We start from the raw sequence: 18,555 nt of genomic DNA, 5'->3' as shown, positions 1-18,555 counted from the left end.
TTTTTACAAAAATTGTTCCAATTTCACAAAAATATAATTTATCAAGCAATAATATATTTAATCTTTATATATGGAATGCAGATCCCATAATTATGAATTTATTTAGAAATAGTTTGAATATAGCATAGCTATAATTTAGATTAACCAGTAAGTTATTTCGGTTACTTAATAAAATTCAGATGGAAATTAATTATGTGCTCAATATTTGCAAATCGAATTTTAACAGTACTTTCTGACATTGAAGATATTTCAATCAAAACATTTTTTGGTGGATTTAGCGTTAATAGTAAAGATACAATGTTTGGCTGGATTACCCAAAAAGATTTTTATTTAAGAGGGCATCCTGATTATCGCTCATTTTTTATTGATTTAGGTATGCAGCCGTTGAGTATAACAATGGGGATGTCAACGAAATTACTTGATTACTATAAAGTTGATGAGGAACTTTTTAAGGCTCAAGAAAAATTAGTTACTATGGTAAATATGGTGATCACATATACTAAAAAGGAGCTACACGAAAAAAATGAAATTAAAGCAAATCGGATAAAAGAACTACCCAATATGACCTTGTCATTAGAAAGGTTATTGTGCAGTGTTGGCATCAAAGATGTCGAAACATTTCAACAAGTAGGGTATTTAAGTGCATATTATAAGATAAAAAAGAAAAAGGAAGCCATTTCAATGAATATATTATTTGTTTTATATAGTTCATTGAATCGATTTCATGTTGCTACTTTATCAAAGGAAACTAAAAATGAAATTGAGCTTGAATACCAATGTTTTTTAGAGCGGATGAATAAAAATTTACATGAAGAATAATTTTGGCAAGCCATGTTAATTACAATAGATTAGTAATATCACAAAAAGCTACCTAAAAATAATTTATAGCAAAGTATCATTGCATTATTAGCTAACTTTTTATGATGATATTAATTCCCTACCTACTATATCTAGTTTGAAGATTTTCTACGAGGTGGGCGCCTAAAAGGTTTTGGTGTTGGTAAGTCAATTAATAATGCTGAAGGGTCATATTGGCTCACGGGAATAGCATGATCAATTGCTTTTTCAATAGCAGGCAAATTTTGCGAATAACGTTCACAGGCTAACGAAATCGAGTAACCTTCGGCTCCTGCACGCCCTGTTCGTCCAATTCGATGTCGATAATCATCACAATCATCAGGTAAATCATAATTGAATACATGGGTAACATTAGGAATGTGTAATCCTCGAGCAGCGACATCGGTGGCGACTAAAATATCAAGGTGACCTTGTGTAAATTGCTCTAAAATTGATAAGCGCTTCTTCTGAGCAATATCGCCAGTTAATAATCCAACGCGATGACCATCTGCAATAAGATGTCGCCAAATCTTTTCGCAAGTTACTTTGGTATTAGCAAACACAATGCAACGATCTGGCCACTCTTCCTCAATCAGGGTTTGTAAAAGTGCTAATTTATCTTCATTAGATGGGAAAAATAGCTCTTCTTTGATGCGATGACCAATTTTTTGTTCCGGTTCAATTTCGACATATTGTGGATTGTTCATATGTTCAAAGGCTAATTCACGCACATTATGTGTTAATGTTGCAGAAAACAACATAGTTAACCTTTTTTGTGGTGGGGTCATATGTTTGAAAACCCAACGTATATCGCGGATAAATCCTAAATCGAACATGCGATCAGCTTCGTCTAACACGACAACTTGAATTGCGTCTAAATTAATGTAATTTTGCTTCGCATAATCAATCAATCGCCCTGTTGTTGCAATTAAGATATCGACACCAGTAGAGAGTGTTTTTAATTGCTTATCGTAGCCATCGCCGCCGAAAGCTAACCCTAATTTTAAGCCCGTTTCTTCAGATAAAACTTCAGCATCATGATAAATTTGCACAACTAATTCGCGTGTTGGTGCAATAATAATAGCTCTTGGTTGATTGGTTTTGTGATCGGGCAAAGGTTCATGGTTCAACAAGTGATTAAATGTTGATGCCAAAAATGCCATTGTTTTGCCAGTTCCAGTTTGTCCTTGTCCAGCAATATCAGTTCCTTTAGCAGTTAATGGTAATGTTTTTTCTTGAATAGGGGTACAATAAACAAACCCTTTTTTCTCAAGCGCTTTTAACACTAAAGGATGAAGGGGGAATTGACTAAAAGTTGTTTTGGTAAGATATGATTGAATCATTATGGTTGCGGATATAATTATCAGAATTTTGAGATTATAACATACTAAATACAGTGGCATCACTAATAATTATATCCTATTATACTAATTACTAGTCGAGTAATTTAAACTCATCTATTATTGCATTAAGTAAAATATGTTGGAGATAAAAATGAGTAATAATATCGTTCAGTTATCGGAAGCTAGTTTCGATAAAACAATTAATGAATCAGCAAAACCAGTTCTTGTTGATTTTTGGGCATCTTGGTGTGGACCTTGTAAAATGATTGCTCCGATTTTGGAAGAAATAGCTCAAGAATATGGTGATAAAATCGTTATTGCTAAATTAAATGTTGAAGAAAACCCAAATGTAGCACCTAAGTTTGGTATTCGAGGGATTCCTACCTTATTGATTTTTAAAAATGGACAAGTAGTTGCCACTCAAGTAGGGGCTTTATCTAAAGCTCAGCTTAAAGATTTTATCGATCCGCAATTATAATAGCCTATATTTGAATACGAGTTGTTAAAAGAGTAATGAGTTATATATTACTCTTTTGGATTCTATCTTTTTACTAGGTTTAGCAACTTAGAATAACTAATTCAATTAAATATAGACATATTAGTATTTTTAGTGTAAATTGCTAACCTCTTACAAATATTCCTTTCTACAAATTCATTGTTTTATTGGTAAAGTGGTGAAATTCTATATCCAGATCTTCAATTATCATCAAAAGCTTATTAATCGATTGAATTTATGTGTTGTAAGAGAGAGAATTTTTTTATAAGTAAATGAAACAAATAGACAAAAATAATATTAATTGCAAACATATCAATTTTATCCTCAAGAATTTTTAAAATTATGAATTTAACTGAATTAAAAAACACTTCTGTCTCTGAGCTTGTAGCGCTTGGTGAAAAAAAAATGGGGCTTGAAAATCTAGCCCGCCTTAGAAAACAAGACATTATTTTTGCAATCTTAAAGCAACATGCTAAAAGTGGTGAAGATATTTTTGGTGATGGTGTACTGGAAATTTTGCAAGATGGATTTGGCTTTTTGCGTTCAGCCGATAGTTCTTATTTAGCTGGACCAGATGATATTTACGTGTCGCCAAGTCAGATTCGACGATTTAATTTAAGGACTGGTGATACTATTGCGGGTAAAATCCGTCCGCCAAAAGAAGGTGAACGATATTTTGCTTTGTTAAAAGTAAACGAAGTCAATCACGATAAGCCAGAAGACGCCCGCAACAAAATTCTTTTCGAAAACTTAACTCCACTTCATCCCAATTCTCGTTTAAGAATGGAACGAGGTAATGGTTCAACTGAAGATATCACAGCAAGAGTACTTGATTTGGCATCACCAATAGGTAAAGGACAACGTGGTTTGATTGTTGCACCACCAAAAGCAGGTAAAACAATGCTTTTACAAAATATTGCTCAAAGTCTAGCAGTCAATCATCCTGAGTGTGAATTAGTGGTATTGATGATTGATGAGCGCCCAGAAGAAGTGACCGAAATGCAACGCCTAGTTAAAGGCGAAGTTGTTGCTTCGACTTTCGATGAACCTGCAGCAAGACACGTTCAAGTCGCTGAAATGGTAATTGAACGTGCAAAACGTTTGGTTGAACATAAAAAAGACGTGATTATTTTATTAGACTCAATCACCCGTTTGGCTCGTGCATACAATACAGTTGTTCCATCATCTGGTAAAGTATTAACTGGTGGTGTCGATGCTAATGCGTTACATCGTCCAAAACGCTTTTTTGGTGCGGCTCGTAATGTCGAAGAAGGTGGTAGTTTAACAATTATTGCAACCGCACTGATTGATACTGGCTCTAAAATGGATGAAGTTATTTACGAAGAGTTCAAAGGTACGGGGAATATGGAAGTTCATTTATCTCGTAAAATTGCTGAACGTCGTGTGTTCCCAGCGATCGACTTTAATCGCTCTGGTACTCGTAAAGAAGATTTAATGACTTCACCAGATGAACTACAAAAAATGTGGATTTTACGCAAAATTCTTAACCCAATGGGTGAGACTGATGCGATGGAATTTTTGATTGATAAACTTGCCATGACTAAGACCAACGATGAGTTTTTCGAAATGATGAAGCGTTCATGATTTGCTCAGTTGTTAGTAAATATCATTAAAGTAATGAAAAAGAGCCGTATTATATTCTGATACGGCTTTTTTTATGGCAAAATATAGCGTAATTTATAAAACTTAATTAAGTTTTAGATGTTGTTAAAAAGCCTTATGGTTAAGGTTATAAAGGTTTAATAAAGGAGCCAACTCATGTCAAAACAACAAATCGGTGTTATTGGAATGGCAGTTATGGGGCGAAATCTTGCGCTCAATATTGAAAGTCGTGGATTTTCTGTTGCTATTTATAATCGTTCTAAAGATAAAACAGAGCAAGTCATGGCTGAACATTCTGATAAGCAATTGGTTCCTTATTTTACCATTGAAGATTTCGTTAATTCTTTAGAAAAACCACGTCGCATCCTAATCATGGTTCAAGCAGGTAAAGGTACAGATGCTGTAATTGATGAACTACGCCCACTTTTAGATAAAGGCGATATCATTATCGATGGCGGTAATGCTTATTTCGAAGATACAATTCGCCGTAATAAAACGTTATCAGCTGAAGGATTTAACTTTATTGGTGCGGGTGTTTCTGGTGGTGAAGAGGGTGCACTAAAGGGCCCATCAATTATGCCAGGTGGACAAAAAGAGGCTTATAAATTAGTTGCACCTATATTAGAGCAAATTGCAGCTAAGGCTAATAACGAACCTTGTGTGACTTATATCGGTCCAAATGGGGCCGGTCATTATGTGAAAATGGCTCATAATGGTATTGAGTATGGCGATATGCAACTAATAGCGGAAAGTTATTCAGTGTTAAAACATGCCGCTGGTTTAACTAATGATGAACTTGCTGACGTTTTCACTGATTGGAATAAAGGTGAATTAGATAGTTATTTGATCGAAATCACCGCTGATATCTTCAAACATAAAGACGAAGAAGGTAATTATTTAGTTGATGTGATTTTAGATGCTGCAGGCAATAAAGGAACAGGTAAATGGACTAGCCAAAGCGCTTTAGATTTGGGTGAGCCTTTATCATTAATCACTGAGTCTGTATTTGCTCGTTACCTATCTGCAATTAAAGATCAACGAGTTGCGGCAGCAAAAGTGTTAAAAGGTCCGCAAAAAGAGCCTTATAGTGGCGATAAGAAAGAACTGATAGAGAAAGTTCGTAAAGCTCTCTATATGGGTAAAATCATCTCTTATGCGCAAGGTTTTGCACAATTAAAAGCCGCCTCCCATAAATATCAATGGGATTTAAATTATGGTGAAATTGCTAAAATTTTTAGAGCAGGGTGTATTATTCGTGCACAATTCCTACAAAAAATTACCGATGCTTATGCTGATAATAATGAGATTGATAATCTGCTATTAGCACCATATTTTAACCAAACGGTTGAAGCTTATCAACAATCATTGCGTGATGTGGTGTCTTTAGCCGTACAACAAGGTATTGCTGTTCCAACACTTTCGGCGGCTATTGCTTATTATGATAGCTATCGTTCGGCGGTATTACCCGCTAATTTGATTCAAGCACAACGAGATTATTTTGGTGCTCATACCTATCAACGTATTGATAAAGAAGGTGTGTTCCATACGGATTGGCTAAATATTGAAACATAATTTGTTTAATTAATAATCTTATTTTGGTATACAAAAGTGCAAGTAATCTTTGCACTTTTGTTTATTTGTTTTTCTAGTGGATTTATTTCTTTTTTCCCGTCTTCCATCTTAGTATTTCATAAATGCTTGTCATTATTGACTTTAAACTTGTCAAGTTATTTATTTATTAAAAAACCTAGAAAAACACTATATATGGTGTATAATATTCAAAATAAACACTATATATAGTACCATCTAAGCGATGTGAAAACTCTATTTTATATCATACAAGAGTAATAATTACATGAATATTTTTAGTGATATAAAACCTATGCCAATTGCTAATTATTAATGAATATTGAGGAGATGTATGCCTGTAGTAATTAAACGTGATGGTTGTCAAACTGCATTTAATGAGACTCGAATCAAAGATGCCATTGTTAAAGCTGCAGTGGCGGCCAATGTTCATGATCCAGATTATTGTGCAACGGTTGCTCGTATTGTTACCAATCAAATGACTGAGCGAGAGAGTGTCGATATTAACGAAATTCAAAATGCGGTTGAAAATCAGTTGATGTCAGGTCCGTATAAAAAATTAGCAAGAACTTATATTGAGTATCGCCATGATCGTGATCGCGCTCGTGAAGAACGTAGCCGGCTAAATCAAGATATTCGTGGGCTAATTGAGCAAAGTAACGTTGCTATTTTAAATGAAAATGCTAACAAAGATAGCAAGGTGATTCCAACTCAACGTGATTTGCTCGCTGGTATTGTGGCAAAGCATTATGCTAAACAATATTTATTACCAAAAGACATTGCACGCGCTCACGATTGTGGTGAAATTCATTATCATGATTTAGATTATGCGCCATTTTTCCCGATGTTTAACTGTATGTTAATTGATTTAGATGGTATGTTAACTAACGGATTTAAAATGGGTAATGCTGAAATTGAGCCACCAAAATCAATTGCGACAGCGACAGCAGTAACTGCGCAAATTATTGCACAAGTCGCTAGCCATATTTATGGCGGGACGACTATTAATCGCATCGATGAAGTTTTAGCGAAATTTGTTACCATCAGTTATAATAAACACAAACAAGTGGCAGAAGAGTGGAATATCCCAACCCCAGAAGATTATGCTAAAAGCCGAACTCAAAAAGAGTGTTACGATGCGTTTCAATCTCTAGAATATGAGGTGAACACTTTACATACTGCTAATGGTCAAACGCCGTTTGTTACTTTTGGTTTTGGTTTAGGAACAAGTTGGGAATCACGCTTAATTCAAGAATCTATTTTAAAAGTTCGCATTAAAGGACTTGGTAAAAATCATAAAACGGCTGTTTTCCCGAAATTGGTTTTTGCAATTAAAGATGGTATTAATCATAAACCAGATGATACTAATTATGATATTAAACAACTTGCCTTAGAGTGCGCAAGTAAACGTATGTACCCAGATATTCTAAACTACGATAAAGTTGTCGAAGTTACTGGCTCATTTAAAACGCCAATGGGCTGCCGAAGCTTTTTAGGTGTTTATGAAGAAGATGGTCAATTAATTCATGATGGTCGTAATAATTTAGGTGTAATTAGTCTAAACTTGCCGCGTATAGCCATTGAAGCTAAAGGTGATGAAACGCGTTTTTGGGAAATTTTAGATAAACGTTTAGCGCTATGTAAAAAAGCGTTAATGACGCGTATTGTTCGACTTGATAGCGTAAAAGCTCGGGTAGCTCCTATTTTATACATGGAAGGTGCTTGTGGTGTGCGACTTAACGAAGACGATAGTGTTTCTGAGATTTTCAAAAATGGTCGCGCTTCAATTTCTTTAGGTTATATTGGTCTTCATGAAACCTTAAATGCACTTTACGAAAATCAAACTCACCCATTTGATAGTGATAAATTACGTGAAAAGGGGGTAGAAATTGTTGGACGTTTACGTAAAGCGGTAGATCAATGGAAGGATGAAACTGGTTATGGTTTTAGCTTATATAGTACACCAAGCGAAAACTTATGTGATCGATTCTGCCGACTTGATACAGCTGAGTTTGGTGTAATTCCTGGTGTTACTGATAAAGGCTATTATACAAACAGTTTTCATCTTGATGTCGAGAAAAAGGTTAATCCATACGAAAAAATCGAATTTGAAAAAACGTATCCTTCTATCGCAAATGGTGGATTTATTTGCTATGGCGAATATCCAAATATGATTAACAATATCAAAGCATTAGAAGATGTTTGGGATTACAGTTATACTCGAGTGCCTTATTATGGAACTAACACGCCCATTGATGAATGTTATGAGTGTGGTTATACCGGTGAGTTTTCGTGTACGAGTAAAGGCTTTGTTTGCCCAAGTTGTGGTAATCATGAATCTTCAAAAGTGTCTGTGATTCGCCGTGTTTGCGGATACTTAGGTAGCCCTGATGCTCGCCCTTTTAATGCTGGAAAACAAGAAGAGGTGAAACGTCGGGTTAAACATTTGAATAATGGTCAAATTGGTTAATAATAAATACGATACTTATGAATTATCATCGTTATTATCCTGTCGATGTTGTTAATGGTGAAGGAACTCGCTGCGTGCTTTTTGTCGCTGGTTGTGTACATCAGTGCCCTGGTTGTTATAACAAAAGTACATGGGGAGTAAATTCTGGTTTGCCATTTACGCAATCGCTTGAAGATCAAATTATCAAAGATTTACAAGATACCGAGATAAAACGGCAAGGGTTATCGTTATCTGGCGGTGATCCTTTGCATCCACAAAATGTGTCAACGATATTAAGACTGGTTCAACGCGTTAAATCCGAGTGTGATAGTAAAGATATCTGGCTTTGGACTGGGTATAAACTTGATGAGTTAACTGTCGAACAAAAAGCCGTTATTCCTTACATTGATGTGCTAATTGATGGAAAATTTATACAAGAACTTGCTGATCCTCGCTTATTGTGGCGAGGAAGCAGCAATCAAGTTATTTATCGTTTTAAATAAAAAATTGGGTTATTTTTGTGACTTATGTAAATTTAAAAGATAAGAAATTGCCTCACGATAATTAATTTCAAGATTTTCACTGCTGGATGATGTGATATGTAAATCGGTTATCTTACCGTTATCAATACCGTAAACCCAACCATGTAAATTCACTTTTTGACCTCGTTGCCATGCTGATTGGATTATTGTGGAGTGGCCAAGATTGTAAACTTGTTCAATTACATTGAGTTCACATAACACATCTAAGCGGATATCGGGTGGAAATTGACCCAGTAGTGAGCTATTTCGAAACCACAGATCACGAATATGCAGTAGCCAGTTATTAATTAACCCTAAATCAGGATTTTCAACCGCATCACGAATTCCACCACAACCTAAATGGCCACAAACAATGATATCTTCAATTTTAAGTACATCTACAGCATATTGCACTACTGATAAACAGTTGAGATCGGTATGAATAACAAGATTGCCTACGTTTCTATGAACAAATAGCTCACCTGGTTTTAACTGGATAAGTTTTTCTGCTGAAACACGGCTATCTGAACAACCGATCCATAAAAATTTTGGATTTTGTGCAACGGCAAGCTGTTTAAAAAATTCTGGATCTTCTTGCTCAATTTTTTCTGACCATTCGTGATTAAAACGAATTAAATCTTCGACATCAAACATAATTGATATTTCCTCATATATTTCATTATTATTCTTATACTATGCTTATTTTTGATTTTATGTTACTCAATTCTTTCAATATGCTCAATCTTGCTTTTCATTATCAATTTACGCCATAAAGGGGTTGTTAATAGTTTAGCTTTGAAAATTTTGCAATAAAGTTTTAATCGTAGTGGAATTGTGCGTTGATAATAACATTTATTAGGTTTGGGGTGGTGGCTGTTTAAAATTTTACTTAAAATTTCAGCACTATCCAAAGCATAGCTAATACCTTCTAAAGAACTTGCACTAATAAAACCAGCTGCTTCACCAATTAAAAAGATATTCTCATTGCCAGTGTAAAAATCACGCAATCGATTTGGGTAAACGACTAAACACTTTTCTGTTTTTAGCGGTTTACCGAAAATGAATCCTTGTGTTGCTAATTTTTCTTTTAATTTTTCAAAATTTTGATTTGCTACTTTTTTGGGGAAAGCGCCACCGAAAATAAAATAGCCATCTTTTGAAATGCTCCAAGCGTAGCAATTTGTCGATTCATTATCAAATACACACGAATTAAAAGGGTTTTGATGCAGTTCTGGAAACCATTGCTGTATCGCCACATATTGTCTTATTGTATGCTGAGGATATCGCATCCGCCTCACAAGGGAATTGGCTCCATCAGCACCGACCACATATTGTGCGGTGATATTGTGTTCATTTTTATTTTCATCTTGATAGGTAATTTGATAACCATCAATGATACGTCTAACTTCTTTACAAAGTGTATTATGAAGGACGGTGACGTTTGATGGTATTAGTGATTTTAGCCATAGATCAAATTTGTGCCTATCGAAACTCACATAACTTCGTTGATAATTCCGAACAAGTTTGGTTTGTAAGTCATAAGTTTTGACACTAAAAATTTGTGGGTTCGTTAAAATATCAGCTGGTAAGTTCAAATTTTGCCGAACAAAGGCTCTCTGTGCATCATCTGCTAATAGTCCACCACAAGGTTTATGAAATCCTCCATCTCCTGTTTGATGTTTTGTATCTAATGCAATGACTTTAAAAGACGGGTTAAGTAAACGAGCTAGTGTACTGCCAGCCGGTCCAAGTCCTATGATTGCGATATCGTAATCCATGTATTGTGTTGCTTGTCTTATCATGTTTAAAAGGCGGTTATGGTAGCAAATTAAACTAAGTGTGGCTATTAGAGATGTGAGTTGCTCTATGCCAGTTAATTTGTAAAGAAGTTTCAGGAAAGTATGTGTTTCAGTATAAAAATAGGATGTGAATTTGCCTTTTTAACGCATTAATTTTTGTTATTGGTCTGATACTGTTTTTAAAAACGATTTATTTAATTCATCAAATGGCAACGTACGACTGATAATTACTAATCGAGATATTCTTTCTGCTAAATTTTGCCAAGGAGAACCATAGTCAAATCCCACGACTTTATGTACACCTTGAACAATCAATCGTTGATTGTTATTTTTGATAGCTAAAACACCTTTGTAGCGTAACATGTCGTTACCATATTGTTCGACTAAGCTCTCCATAAAGGTGCCAATCTTTTTCAGGTCGAGCTCACCAGCTTCAAAAAGATAAGAACAAATATTATCACCCCATAATGTTGCTTGTTTTTGGATTGGTAGTGGTTGAAAGTTTACTTCAAGTTTTTTCGTTGGGTTGATAACAAAAAAGCCTTTATTTATTGTTAGTTCATCACTGAGATCAAAGGCATGTATATCAAGCCATTGTGATTTTGGTATTTGCCCTTTTATAGCTTCAAAGATAGTGGCTTTATGATTGATTTTATGAATTCGATTAATCACTTCGGCTTTTTGTTGATCACTAATACAGTCAGTTTTAGTTAAAATAATACGATCTGCAAAACCAATTTGTGAAAGGGTTACCGGATGTTCATTAAGATGTTTTAAAATATGATTGGCATCGACAAGAGTAATAATTCCATCAAGTTGAATTGTTTCTCGAATTAAATCATCAATAAAAAAGGTTTGAATGATTGGTGCTGGATCGGCAAGTCCAGTTGTTTCGATAATCAGCCGATCAAATTGTAATTCGCCTGTTAAACGCTTTGTGTGTAATTTATGTAATGCTTCAGTAAGTTCGCCTTGTACGGTACAACAAATACACCCATTAGTCATTTCGACAATTTGAATTTCGGTACTAACATTTAATAAACTGCTATCGATATTTACTGGACCAAATTCATTTTCGATAATAATTACTTTCTCATCATGGTTATGCTTTAACAGATAATTAATAAGTGTTGTTTTACCGGAGCCCAAAAAACCAGTTAATAAGGTAACAGGTAATAATGAAGATGAAATAGGGTCTGTCATTTATTGTCCCTTAATCGTTAGCAACATTTAAATCCACCTTTGCCACTATATTTTGCATCTTGACGCTCTTTGAAAAACTCTTCATAAGTCATGGGTGTTTGTTCTGGATGAGTGAGCTTCATATGCTGAACATAATTATCATAATCAGGAATGCCAATCATTAATTTAGCGGCTTGGCCTAGATATTTTCCTGCTTTAGCGAGTGAATCAAACATACCTTTTCTCTTAATTGAACATTATTGTCTTATACTGAGATATTAAATCCTTGTCAACCATATCTCATAACTCAAATTATATTTAAAAATTAATGTATTCCAATATAAGATGCTAATTAGCCTGAGTCGATCATTGATTAATACTAATTATTATTAAATTAGGTAATATGATGAAATTTCGATAGCCCTTAATTTTATTTACTTTTCGTTGATTTAGAAGAAGGGCGTATTTCAATTTTTTCATGAAATACATTTATCTATTGGTAAATAACTTCTATAATATTCGCCAATTTATCATGCATAAGAGTTAATAATGGAAAAGTTTCACGTAACAGGTCCAACCACGCTAAATGGTGATGTGGTTATCTCTGGCGCAAAAAATGCTGCGCTACCCATTTTATTTGCTGCGATTTTAGCTGAAAAACCAGTAGAGCTTCGAAATGTTCCCAAATTGAAAGATATCGACACAACGTTGGAATTGTTAAGCCAGCTAGGCGTAAAATGTGAACGAAGTGATATTATTCATCTTGATGCAGGTCATCTTAATAATTATTGTGCACCTTATGAGCTAGTTAAAACGATGCGCGCTTCAATTTGGGCTTTAGGTCCACTTGTTGCTCGTTTTGGACAAGGACAAGTTTCATTACCTGGTGGTTGTGCTATCGGTGCAAGACCTGTTGATCTTCATATTACGGGGCTTGAACAATTAGGGGCGACAATTACACTTGATGAAGGTTATGTTAAAGCATCGGTAAATGGACGACTGAAAGGTGCTCATATTGTTATGGATAAAGTGAGTGTTGGCGCGACTGTGACTATTATGTCAGCTGCTACTTTAGCTGAAGGTAAAACTGTAATCGAAAATGCAGCTTGTGAACCTGAAATTGTTGATACAGCTAAATTCCTGAATATGCTAGGCGCTAAAATTACTGGTGCTGGTACTATGCGTATTGAAATTGAAGGGGTCGAATGTTTAGGTGGTGGTGTGCATGAGATCGTTTCTGATCGCATTGAAACAGGGACTTTTTTAGTTGCGGCTGCTATATCTCAAGGTAAAATTACTTGTCGTAAAACTGATCCTACCTTGCTTGATTCCGTGCTTTCTAAATTGAAGGAGGCTGGTGCTAAAATTGAAATTGGTGATGATTGGATTTGTTTAGATATGCAGGGAAAAAGAGCGAAAGCGGTCAATATTCACACCGCTCCGCATCCAGGGTTTCCTACTGATATGCAAGCACAATTTTCATTATTGAATATGGTTGCTGAGGGTACAGGAATCATTAAAGAAACGATTTTTGAAAACCGATTTATGCATGTGCCTGAGTTAATTCGTATGGGTGCTAGAGCTGAAATTGAAGGCAATACATTAATTACGCATGGCGTTGAAAAACTGAGTGGAACACAAGTCATGGCAACGGATTTACGAGCATCAGCAAGTTTAGTTTTAGCCGGTTGCATAGCAGAAGGTTTAACGACGGTTGATCGAATTTATCATATTGATCGTGGTTATGATAATATTGAAGAAAAACTAAGAAAATTAGGTGCGAATATTGAAAGGGTAAAATAAATCTCATTTTATTAAATATGATGAGTCAGTTACTTATTCAAAAGAGGGACAACAATGACAAAACAAGCGTTGGTATTTTTATCAAATGGTTGTGAGGAAACAGAAGCAGTCACGACAATTGATTTATTAACCCGAGCCGATATTAAAGTGACTACCGCGAGTATCTCGAATACTCGTGAAATTGAATGTTCCCGAGGAGTAACAATTTTAGCTAAAAAAACGATTTTAGATATTCAATACATTGATTTTGACGTTGTTATTTTACCCGGTGGTGTAAAAGGTGCAGAAAATTTTCGAGACTGTCCATTATTGATCGAGAAATTAAAACAAACACACCAGTGTGGTGGTATTGTTGCTGCAATCTGTGCTTCGCCAGCCATGGTTTTGCAGCATCATAATTTATTCCCACATGCTGATATGACCGGTTATCCAACCACTAAAGAGGCATTCAAAAACTGGAAAGCTGACAGAGTTTATTATGATGAGCAAAATAAAGTCATTACCAGCCAAGGTCCTGCGACATCCATTGATTTTGCCTTAAAAATTATCGAGGTATTGTTAGGACAAACAAAAGCTGCCGAGGTTGCTCAACAGTTAGTTCTTCCATCAGGGATTGAATCCTATCAATAAATAGGTATCAAATGTCAAATTCACATTTGTATGAAAGATTAGTTAAAAGAGCGACATTGAGCGCTGTTCTAATCTCTATTTTTCTAATTTTAATTAAATTGATTACTTGTTGGTTAACGGGATCAATAAGCTTATTTGCGTCATTATTGGATTCAAGTATCGATTTACTTGCTTCTGGATTCAATTTCTTTTTAGTCCGTTATGCGCTAAAACCTGCAGATGATGAACATACTTTTGGTCATGGTAAGGCAGAATCGTTGGCTGCATTATCGCAGAGCGCATTTATTATTGGTTCTGCGATAATTTTATTACTTTCTAGTATTCGCTCTTTTATTCACCCAAGCGAGTTGCAGCTTCCTTTATTAGGAATTGCTGTTTCGATAGTTTCTGCTGTAATTACAGCTGTTCTTGTCTTATACCAAAGACACGTTGTAAAAATGACCAGCAGTAATGCTATTCAGGCTGATATGCTACATTATTCTTCCGACATGCTGATGAATATTGCTGTTATTATTGCACTTTGTTTAAGTTGGTACGGCATTACTTATGCTGATGCTGCCTTTGCATCGCTTATTGCTTTATACATTTGTTATAACGCTTATCATATTGCTTATCGTGCTATTCAGGATCTACTTGATCGTGCTTTGCCTGATAGCGATAAGGTAAGAATTGCTGAAATTGTTACTTCATATCCTGAGGTACAAGGTTTTCATGAGCTAAAAACACGGCAAGCAGGTCCTTTGAAATTTATTCAATTGCACCTTGAGCTAGATGATAATATGCCTTTAATTAGAGCACATGCTATCGCCGATGCTATTGAAAAACATATTTCTAAAGAGTTCTCTCCAGCAACAGTGATTATTCACCAAGATCCAATTTCCGTTGTGCCAACCGAAATAAAGAAGTAGAAAAATTAATCAAAAATAGCTTTTATTGTCTATTGTTAGATATCTGTTAAGACTCTATAATAACGAAAAGTTAATAATTTGGAGTTGTTTCATATGATAAAAAAAATAGGTATTTTAACCAGTGGTGGCGATGCTCCAGGAATGAATGCTGCTATTCGTGGTGTTGTAAGAACTGCATTAGCAGAAGGCTTGGATGTCTTTGGTATTTATGATGGTTATATGGGGCTTTGTGAAGATCGTATTGTTCAATTAGAGCGTTCAAGTGTATCAGATATTATTACTCGTGGTGGTACATTTCTTGGTTCGGCTAGATTTCCAGAGTTTAAAGATAAAAACGTAAGACAAAAAGCCATTGCTAATTTAAAAAAACATCAAATTGATGCTTTAGTAGTTATTGGTGGTGATGGTTCATATATGGGAGCAATGCGATTAACTGAAGAAGGTTTTCCATGCATCGGTTTACCTGGTACTATCGATAATGATATTCGTGGAACTGATTATACCATTGGCTATTTTACTGCCCTTAGCACTGCAGTTGAAGCAATTGATAGATTACGTGATACTTGTTCTTCGCATAACCGAATTTCAGTTATTGAAATTATGGGGCGGGACTGTGGTGATTTAACCTTAAATGCTTCTGTTGCTGGCGGCTGTGAATTTATGATTATTCCTGAGGTTTCTTATACTAAAGAAGATCTAATCGAAGAAATTAAACTGGGCTTTGCAAAAGGTAAAAAACATGCAATTGTAACTGTTACAGAGCATATGTGTGATGTAAACCAACTTGCAGCAGACATTGAAGCGGCGGTTCATCACGAAACACGTGCAACGGTATTAGGTCATGTTCAACGTGGTGGCTCTCCTGTTCCTTATGATCGTATTTTAGGTTCTCGCATGGGAGCTTATGCTGTTGAATTGTTGCTACAAGGTCAGGCTGGTAGAAGCGTTGGTGTACAAAATGGTAAATTAGTACATCATAATATTATTGAAGCTATCAATAATATGAAACGTCCATTTGATATAGATCTGTATAATACGGCTAAAAGATTATTTTAAATGGTAATTATACCGTTAAAGCATAATCAATATTGATAAAGATCTGACTGCTTGATTATAGGTGACTGATTGACGATAAAATCCTAAAACAGTCATCTATTGTTTATTTGTTAGCTTTCCTATAGTTAGCTGATATTGGATTAAACTTACCATAAAACTTATCATAAAATAATCTTTGAATTTATCAAGTGATCGATTAATGACAATGGTATATAGGTGATTTTATGTCATTACGTTTTTTAGAAGATAATGATCGTTTTTATGCTTGTGATGCTAATAATAAAGAAGTTGCTGAAATGACCTTTACAAGAGTGGGAAAAGATAAAGCTACGATTAATCATACTTATGTCGATCCTGCATATCGAGGCCAAGGTATTGCTGATAATTTGTTAGACCTTGTCGTTAAACGATTACAGCAAGAGGAACGTGAAATTATTCCTATTTGTTCATTTGCTGTTAATAAATTGGCTAGATAACCAGTTTAAACACAATATAATAACTAATTGATTTATATTGTTATATCTGTTGTGTTTTGCCTAAAATTTTTTTGTAAATGATGGTTCTAGTTACATGAAAATGTGGTAATGTATGCTAATTAATTTCATTATTTACACTATCTAAAATGGTAACAGAAAAAAAACAAAAAATTCATTCCATTCACGTATTACGTGGTGTTGCAATTATTATGATTGTTTTTAGTCACTGTTTGGGGGTGTTTAAAAATACTTATTTAATCGCTAATAGTTATTTATTTTCTTTTTTGAATTTATTTGCGTTTAATTTTACTACTTTTTTTGTATTAATTGCTGGTTTTTTATTTCAACATTTAACCTATAAATTCAATACTAAATCATATTATTTATCAAAAATTAAGACAGTAGTATGTCCTTATATTTCAGTATCAATTTTCTGCTTTATATTTTTCCATTATCAGTATTTATCCGATTTACCATGGTTCTCATCAACTGAAACTAGTATTACCAGCACGATAGTTCGTATGATGCTAACTGGTACGCAGCTTCTACCTTTGTGGTTTATACCGATGATTATCATTGTATATTTTATGGGGCCACTCTTTTTTTATTGGTCGAAAAAGAATTTAATCGTCGTAAGTTTGATTGCTATGTTTTGGGTCGTGATGTTTACTAAACCCGATTTTACTAAACCGCTTTTAAATTTATTGCATTATGGCCCTGTCTATCTAATTGGTATGATGATAAAACAAAATTATCAAACCATCATGAAGTCAATAAAAGATAATTTGTACTGGGTGATATTCCTTTTTAGTTTATGTTTTCTTGTTCCATTCACTTATCGTTATACAAGCCATTTAGTAGTTGAAAAACTTTATTACGATACATTACAAAAGATCATATTATTTATATTAGCACTCTATTTTTTAGATGGACTCAACCATAAAATAAATGAGGGGAAACTATATAAATTCTTTTCTTATATGGCAAATATTAGTTTTCCAATTTATTTTATTCATGAAATTATTGTGTTAGAGCTTGAACATCTAGTGTATATGTCCTCACTAAGCAATATAATCAAAACCGACAATGGTTGGTTGGCATCGTTGGGCGCTGTGGCCTTCTTAGTGTCCACTTTAATTTTAAGTGTAATGATAGCTAACATAATAAAATTGATTTTCAAAAATAAAGCAAAATATCTTATCGGTGGAATTCGCTAAATAATGTCACTCACATTTAAATTTAGCATTTTTTCAAGATATTTTTATTAAAAAACTCTCTGAATTTTTTCTTCAAAAAAATAATAAATAGTTTTTATTTGAAAATTACTAGCAGAATATAAATTAATACTCAAAATCTGTATTGAAAGTACGAGGGGTCTTTATATTCCTATATAAATTAACTTAATGAATTGTTTTTTCAGTAACAAATAATTTTTATTTTGTTTATACAGAATGTGACGAATAAAAATATTTGAACAAATAAAAAACAAACGGAAAAAAAATTAAAATTAATACTTGCACGAATTTTTAAAGCCCCTATAATGCGCATCCACTGACACGCAGTCAGCGACAAGCAGGCGGTGAGTGAGTTAAAAATAAGATCGAAAATTTGAAAAAAGATCTTGACGAATAAAAAAGTGTAGCGTAGTATACGCAGCCCTTGAGACAGCAAACTAAATTAACAAAAGTTGATTAGATATTGAAGCTGTCAGCTCTTTAAAAAAAAGAAACAGACAATCTGTGTGGGCACTTGCGAGACAAAGAATGAAAAGTCTACGGACTTAAAAATTAAGTCTTGATAAGTGACACTGAAGATTCATTTGAATATGTCAGAGACAGTTATTGA

17 protein-coding genes are annotated in these 18,555 nt (G+C 34.3%); 12 read left to right on the top strand and 5 right to left on the bottom strand.

The genetic code is table 11. The annotated features are described in order from the left end of the window. The first annotated feature begins 192 nt into the window (after nt 1-192). Nucleotides 193-819, top strand: coding sequence for a TfoX/Sxy family protein (locus ACYIAM_RS01245; protein WP_174797958.1), 627 nt, complete (start codon nt 193-195; stop codon nt 817-819). A 131-nt stretch (nt 820-950) separates the two neighbouring features. On the opposite strand, the gene rhlB is transcribed toward ACYIAM_RS01245, so the two are convergent. Beyond that, entirely contained in the window at nt 951-2,180 is a 1,230-nt protein-coding gene (rhlB, locus tag ACYIAM_RS01240; RefSeq protein ID WP_483746968.1) for an ATP-dependent RNA helicase RhlB, read from the bottom strand. A gap of 151 nt (nt 2,181-2,331) precedes the next feature. On the opposite strand from rhlB, the gene trxA reads away from it, so the two are divergent. From trxA to nrdG, 5 genes are all read left to right on the top strand, one after another. Beyond that, entirely contained in the window at nt 2,332-2,658 is a 327-nt protein-coding gene (gene trxA, locus ACYIAM_RS01235; RefSeq protein WP_483746967.1) for a thioredoxin TrxA, read from the top strand. Nucleotides 2,659-3,018: 360 nt separating this feature from the next. Continuing rightward, nucleotides 3,019-4,281, top strand: a complete 1,263-nt coding sequence (gene rho / locus ACYIAM_RS01230) for a transcription termination factor Rho (protein ID WP_034910472.1) — start codon at nt 3,019-3,021, stop codon at nt 4,279-4,281. A gap of 174 nt (nt 4,282-4,455) precedes the next feature. Next, nucleotides 4,456-5,871 carry an NADP-dependent phosphogluconate dehydrogenase gene (gene gndA / locus ACYIAM_RS01225; protein ID WP_483746966.1) on the top strand — a complete coding sequence of 472 codons (1,416 nt, stop codon included), beginning with the start codon at nt 4,456-4,458 and terminating at the stop codon, nt 5,869-5,871. Between the two features lie 349 nt (nt 5,872-6,220). Next, nucleotides 6,221-8,356, top strand: a complete 2,136-nt coding sequence (gene nrdD, locus ACYIAM_RS01220; RefSeq protein ID WP_483746965.1) for an anaerobic ribonucleoside-triphosphate reductase — start codon at nt 6,221-6,223, stop codon at nt 8,354-8,356. A gap of 17 nt (nt 8,357-8,373) precedes the next feature. Further along, entirely contained in the window at nt 8,374-8,838 is a 465-nt protein-coding gene (gene nrdG, locus ACYIAM_RS01215; protein ID WP_483746964.1) for an anaerobic ribonucleoside-triphosphate reductase-activating protein, read from the top strand. A gap of 9 nt (nt 8,839-8,847) precedes the next feature. Here nrdG and can read toward each other — a convergent pair whose 3' ends face one another. The 4 genes from can to ACYIAM_RS01195 form a co-directional block, all read right to left on the bottom strand. Next, the gene (gene can / locus ACYIAM_RS01210; RefSeq protein WP_065638422.1) at nt 8,848-9,510 is read right to left on the bottom strand and encodes a carbonate dehydratase; all 663 of its coding nucleotides are present in this window, start codon (nt 9,508-9,510) and stop codon (nt 8,848-8,850) included. A gap of 62 nt (nt 9,511-9,572) precedes the next feature. Next, nucleotides 9,573-10,634, bottom strand: coding sequence for an FAD-binding protein (locus tag ACYIAM_RS01205; protein WP_483746963.1), 1,062 nt, complete (start codon nt 10,632-10,634; stop codon nt 9,573-9,575). Between the two features lie 180 nt (nt 10,635-10,814). After that, nucleotides 10,815-11,858, bottom strand: coding sequence for a CobW family GTP-binding protein (locus tag ACYIAM_RS01200; protein WP_483746962.1), 1,044 nt, complete (start codon nt 11,856-11,858; stop codon nt 10,815-10,817). A gap of 17 nt (nt 11,859-11,875) precedes the next feature. After that, a complete protein-coding gene (locus tag ACYIAM_RS01195; RefSeq protein ID WP_174797950.1) occupies nt 11,876-12,073 on the bottom strand; it encodes a YbdD/YjiX family protein in 198 nt (65 codons plus the stop codon). 313 nt (nt 12,074-12,386) lie between these two features. On the opposite strand from ACYIAM_RS01195, the gene murA reads away from it, so the two are divergent. The 6 genes from murA (at nt 12,387) to ACYIAM_RS01165 (ending at nt 17,927) form a co-directional block, all read left to right on the top strand. Beyond that, entirely contained in the window at nt 12,387-13,640 is a 1,254-nt protein-coding gene (murA, locus tag ACYIAM_RS01190) for a UDP-N-acetylglucosamine 1-carboxyvinyltransferase (protein ID WP_174797949.1), read from the top strand. 54 nt (nt 13,641-13,694) lie between these two features. Continuing rightward, entirely contained in the window at nt 13,695-14,270 is a 576-nt protein-coding gene (locus tag ACYIAM_RS01185; RefSeq protein ID WP_483746961.1) for a DJ-1 family glyoxalase III, read from the top strand. Nucleotides 14,271-14,281: 11 nt separating this feature from the next. Next, entirely contained in the window at nt 14,282-15,178 is an 897-nt protein-coding gene (locus tag ACYIAM_RS01180) for a cation diffusion facilitator family transporter (protein WP_483746960.1), read from the top strand. Between the two features lie 93 nt (nt 15,179-15,271). Continuing rightward, nucleotides 15,272-16,234: a 6-phosphofructokinase gene (pfkA, locus tag ACYIAM_RS01175; RefSeq protein ID WP_174797946.1), complete on the top strand. Its 963-nt coding sequence runs from the start codon at nt 15,272-15,274 to the stop codon at nt 16,232-16,234. Between the two features lie 224 nt (nt 16,235-16,458). Then, nucleotides 16,459-16,710, top strand: a complete 252-nt coding sequence (locus ACYIAM_RS01170) for a GNAT family N-acetyltransferase (RefSeq protein WP_174797945.1) — start codon at nt 16,459-16,461, stop codon at nt 16,708-16,710. A 146-nt stretch (nt 16,711-16,856) separates the two neighbouring features. Then, entirely contained in the window at nt 16,857-17,927 is a 1,071-nt protein-coding gene (locus ACYIAM_RS01165) for an acyltransferase family protein (RefSeq protein WP_483746959.1), read from the top strand. Nucleotides 17,928-18,555 lie beyond the last annotated feature (628 nt).

This window comes from Gilliamella sp. X-60, assembly GCF_057063585.1.
This window is presented reverse-complemented; position numbering and strand designations above follow the sequence as displayed.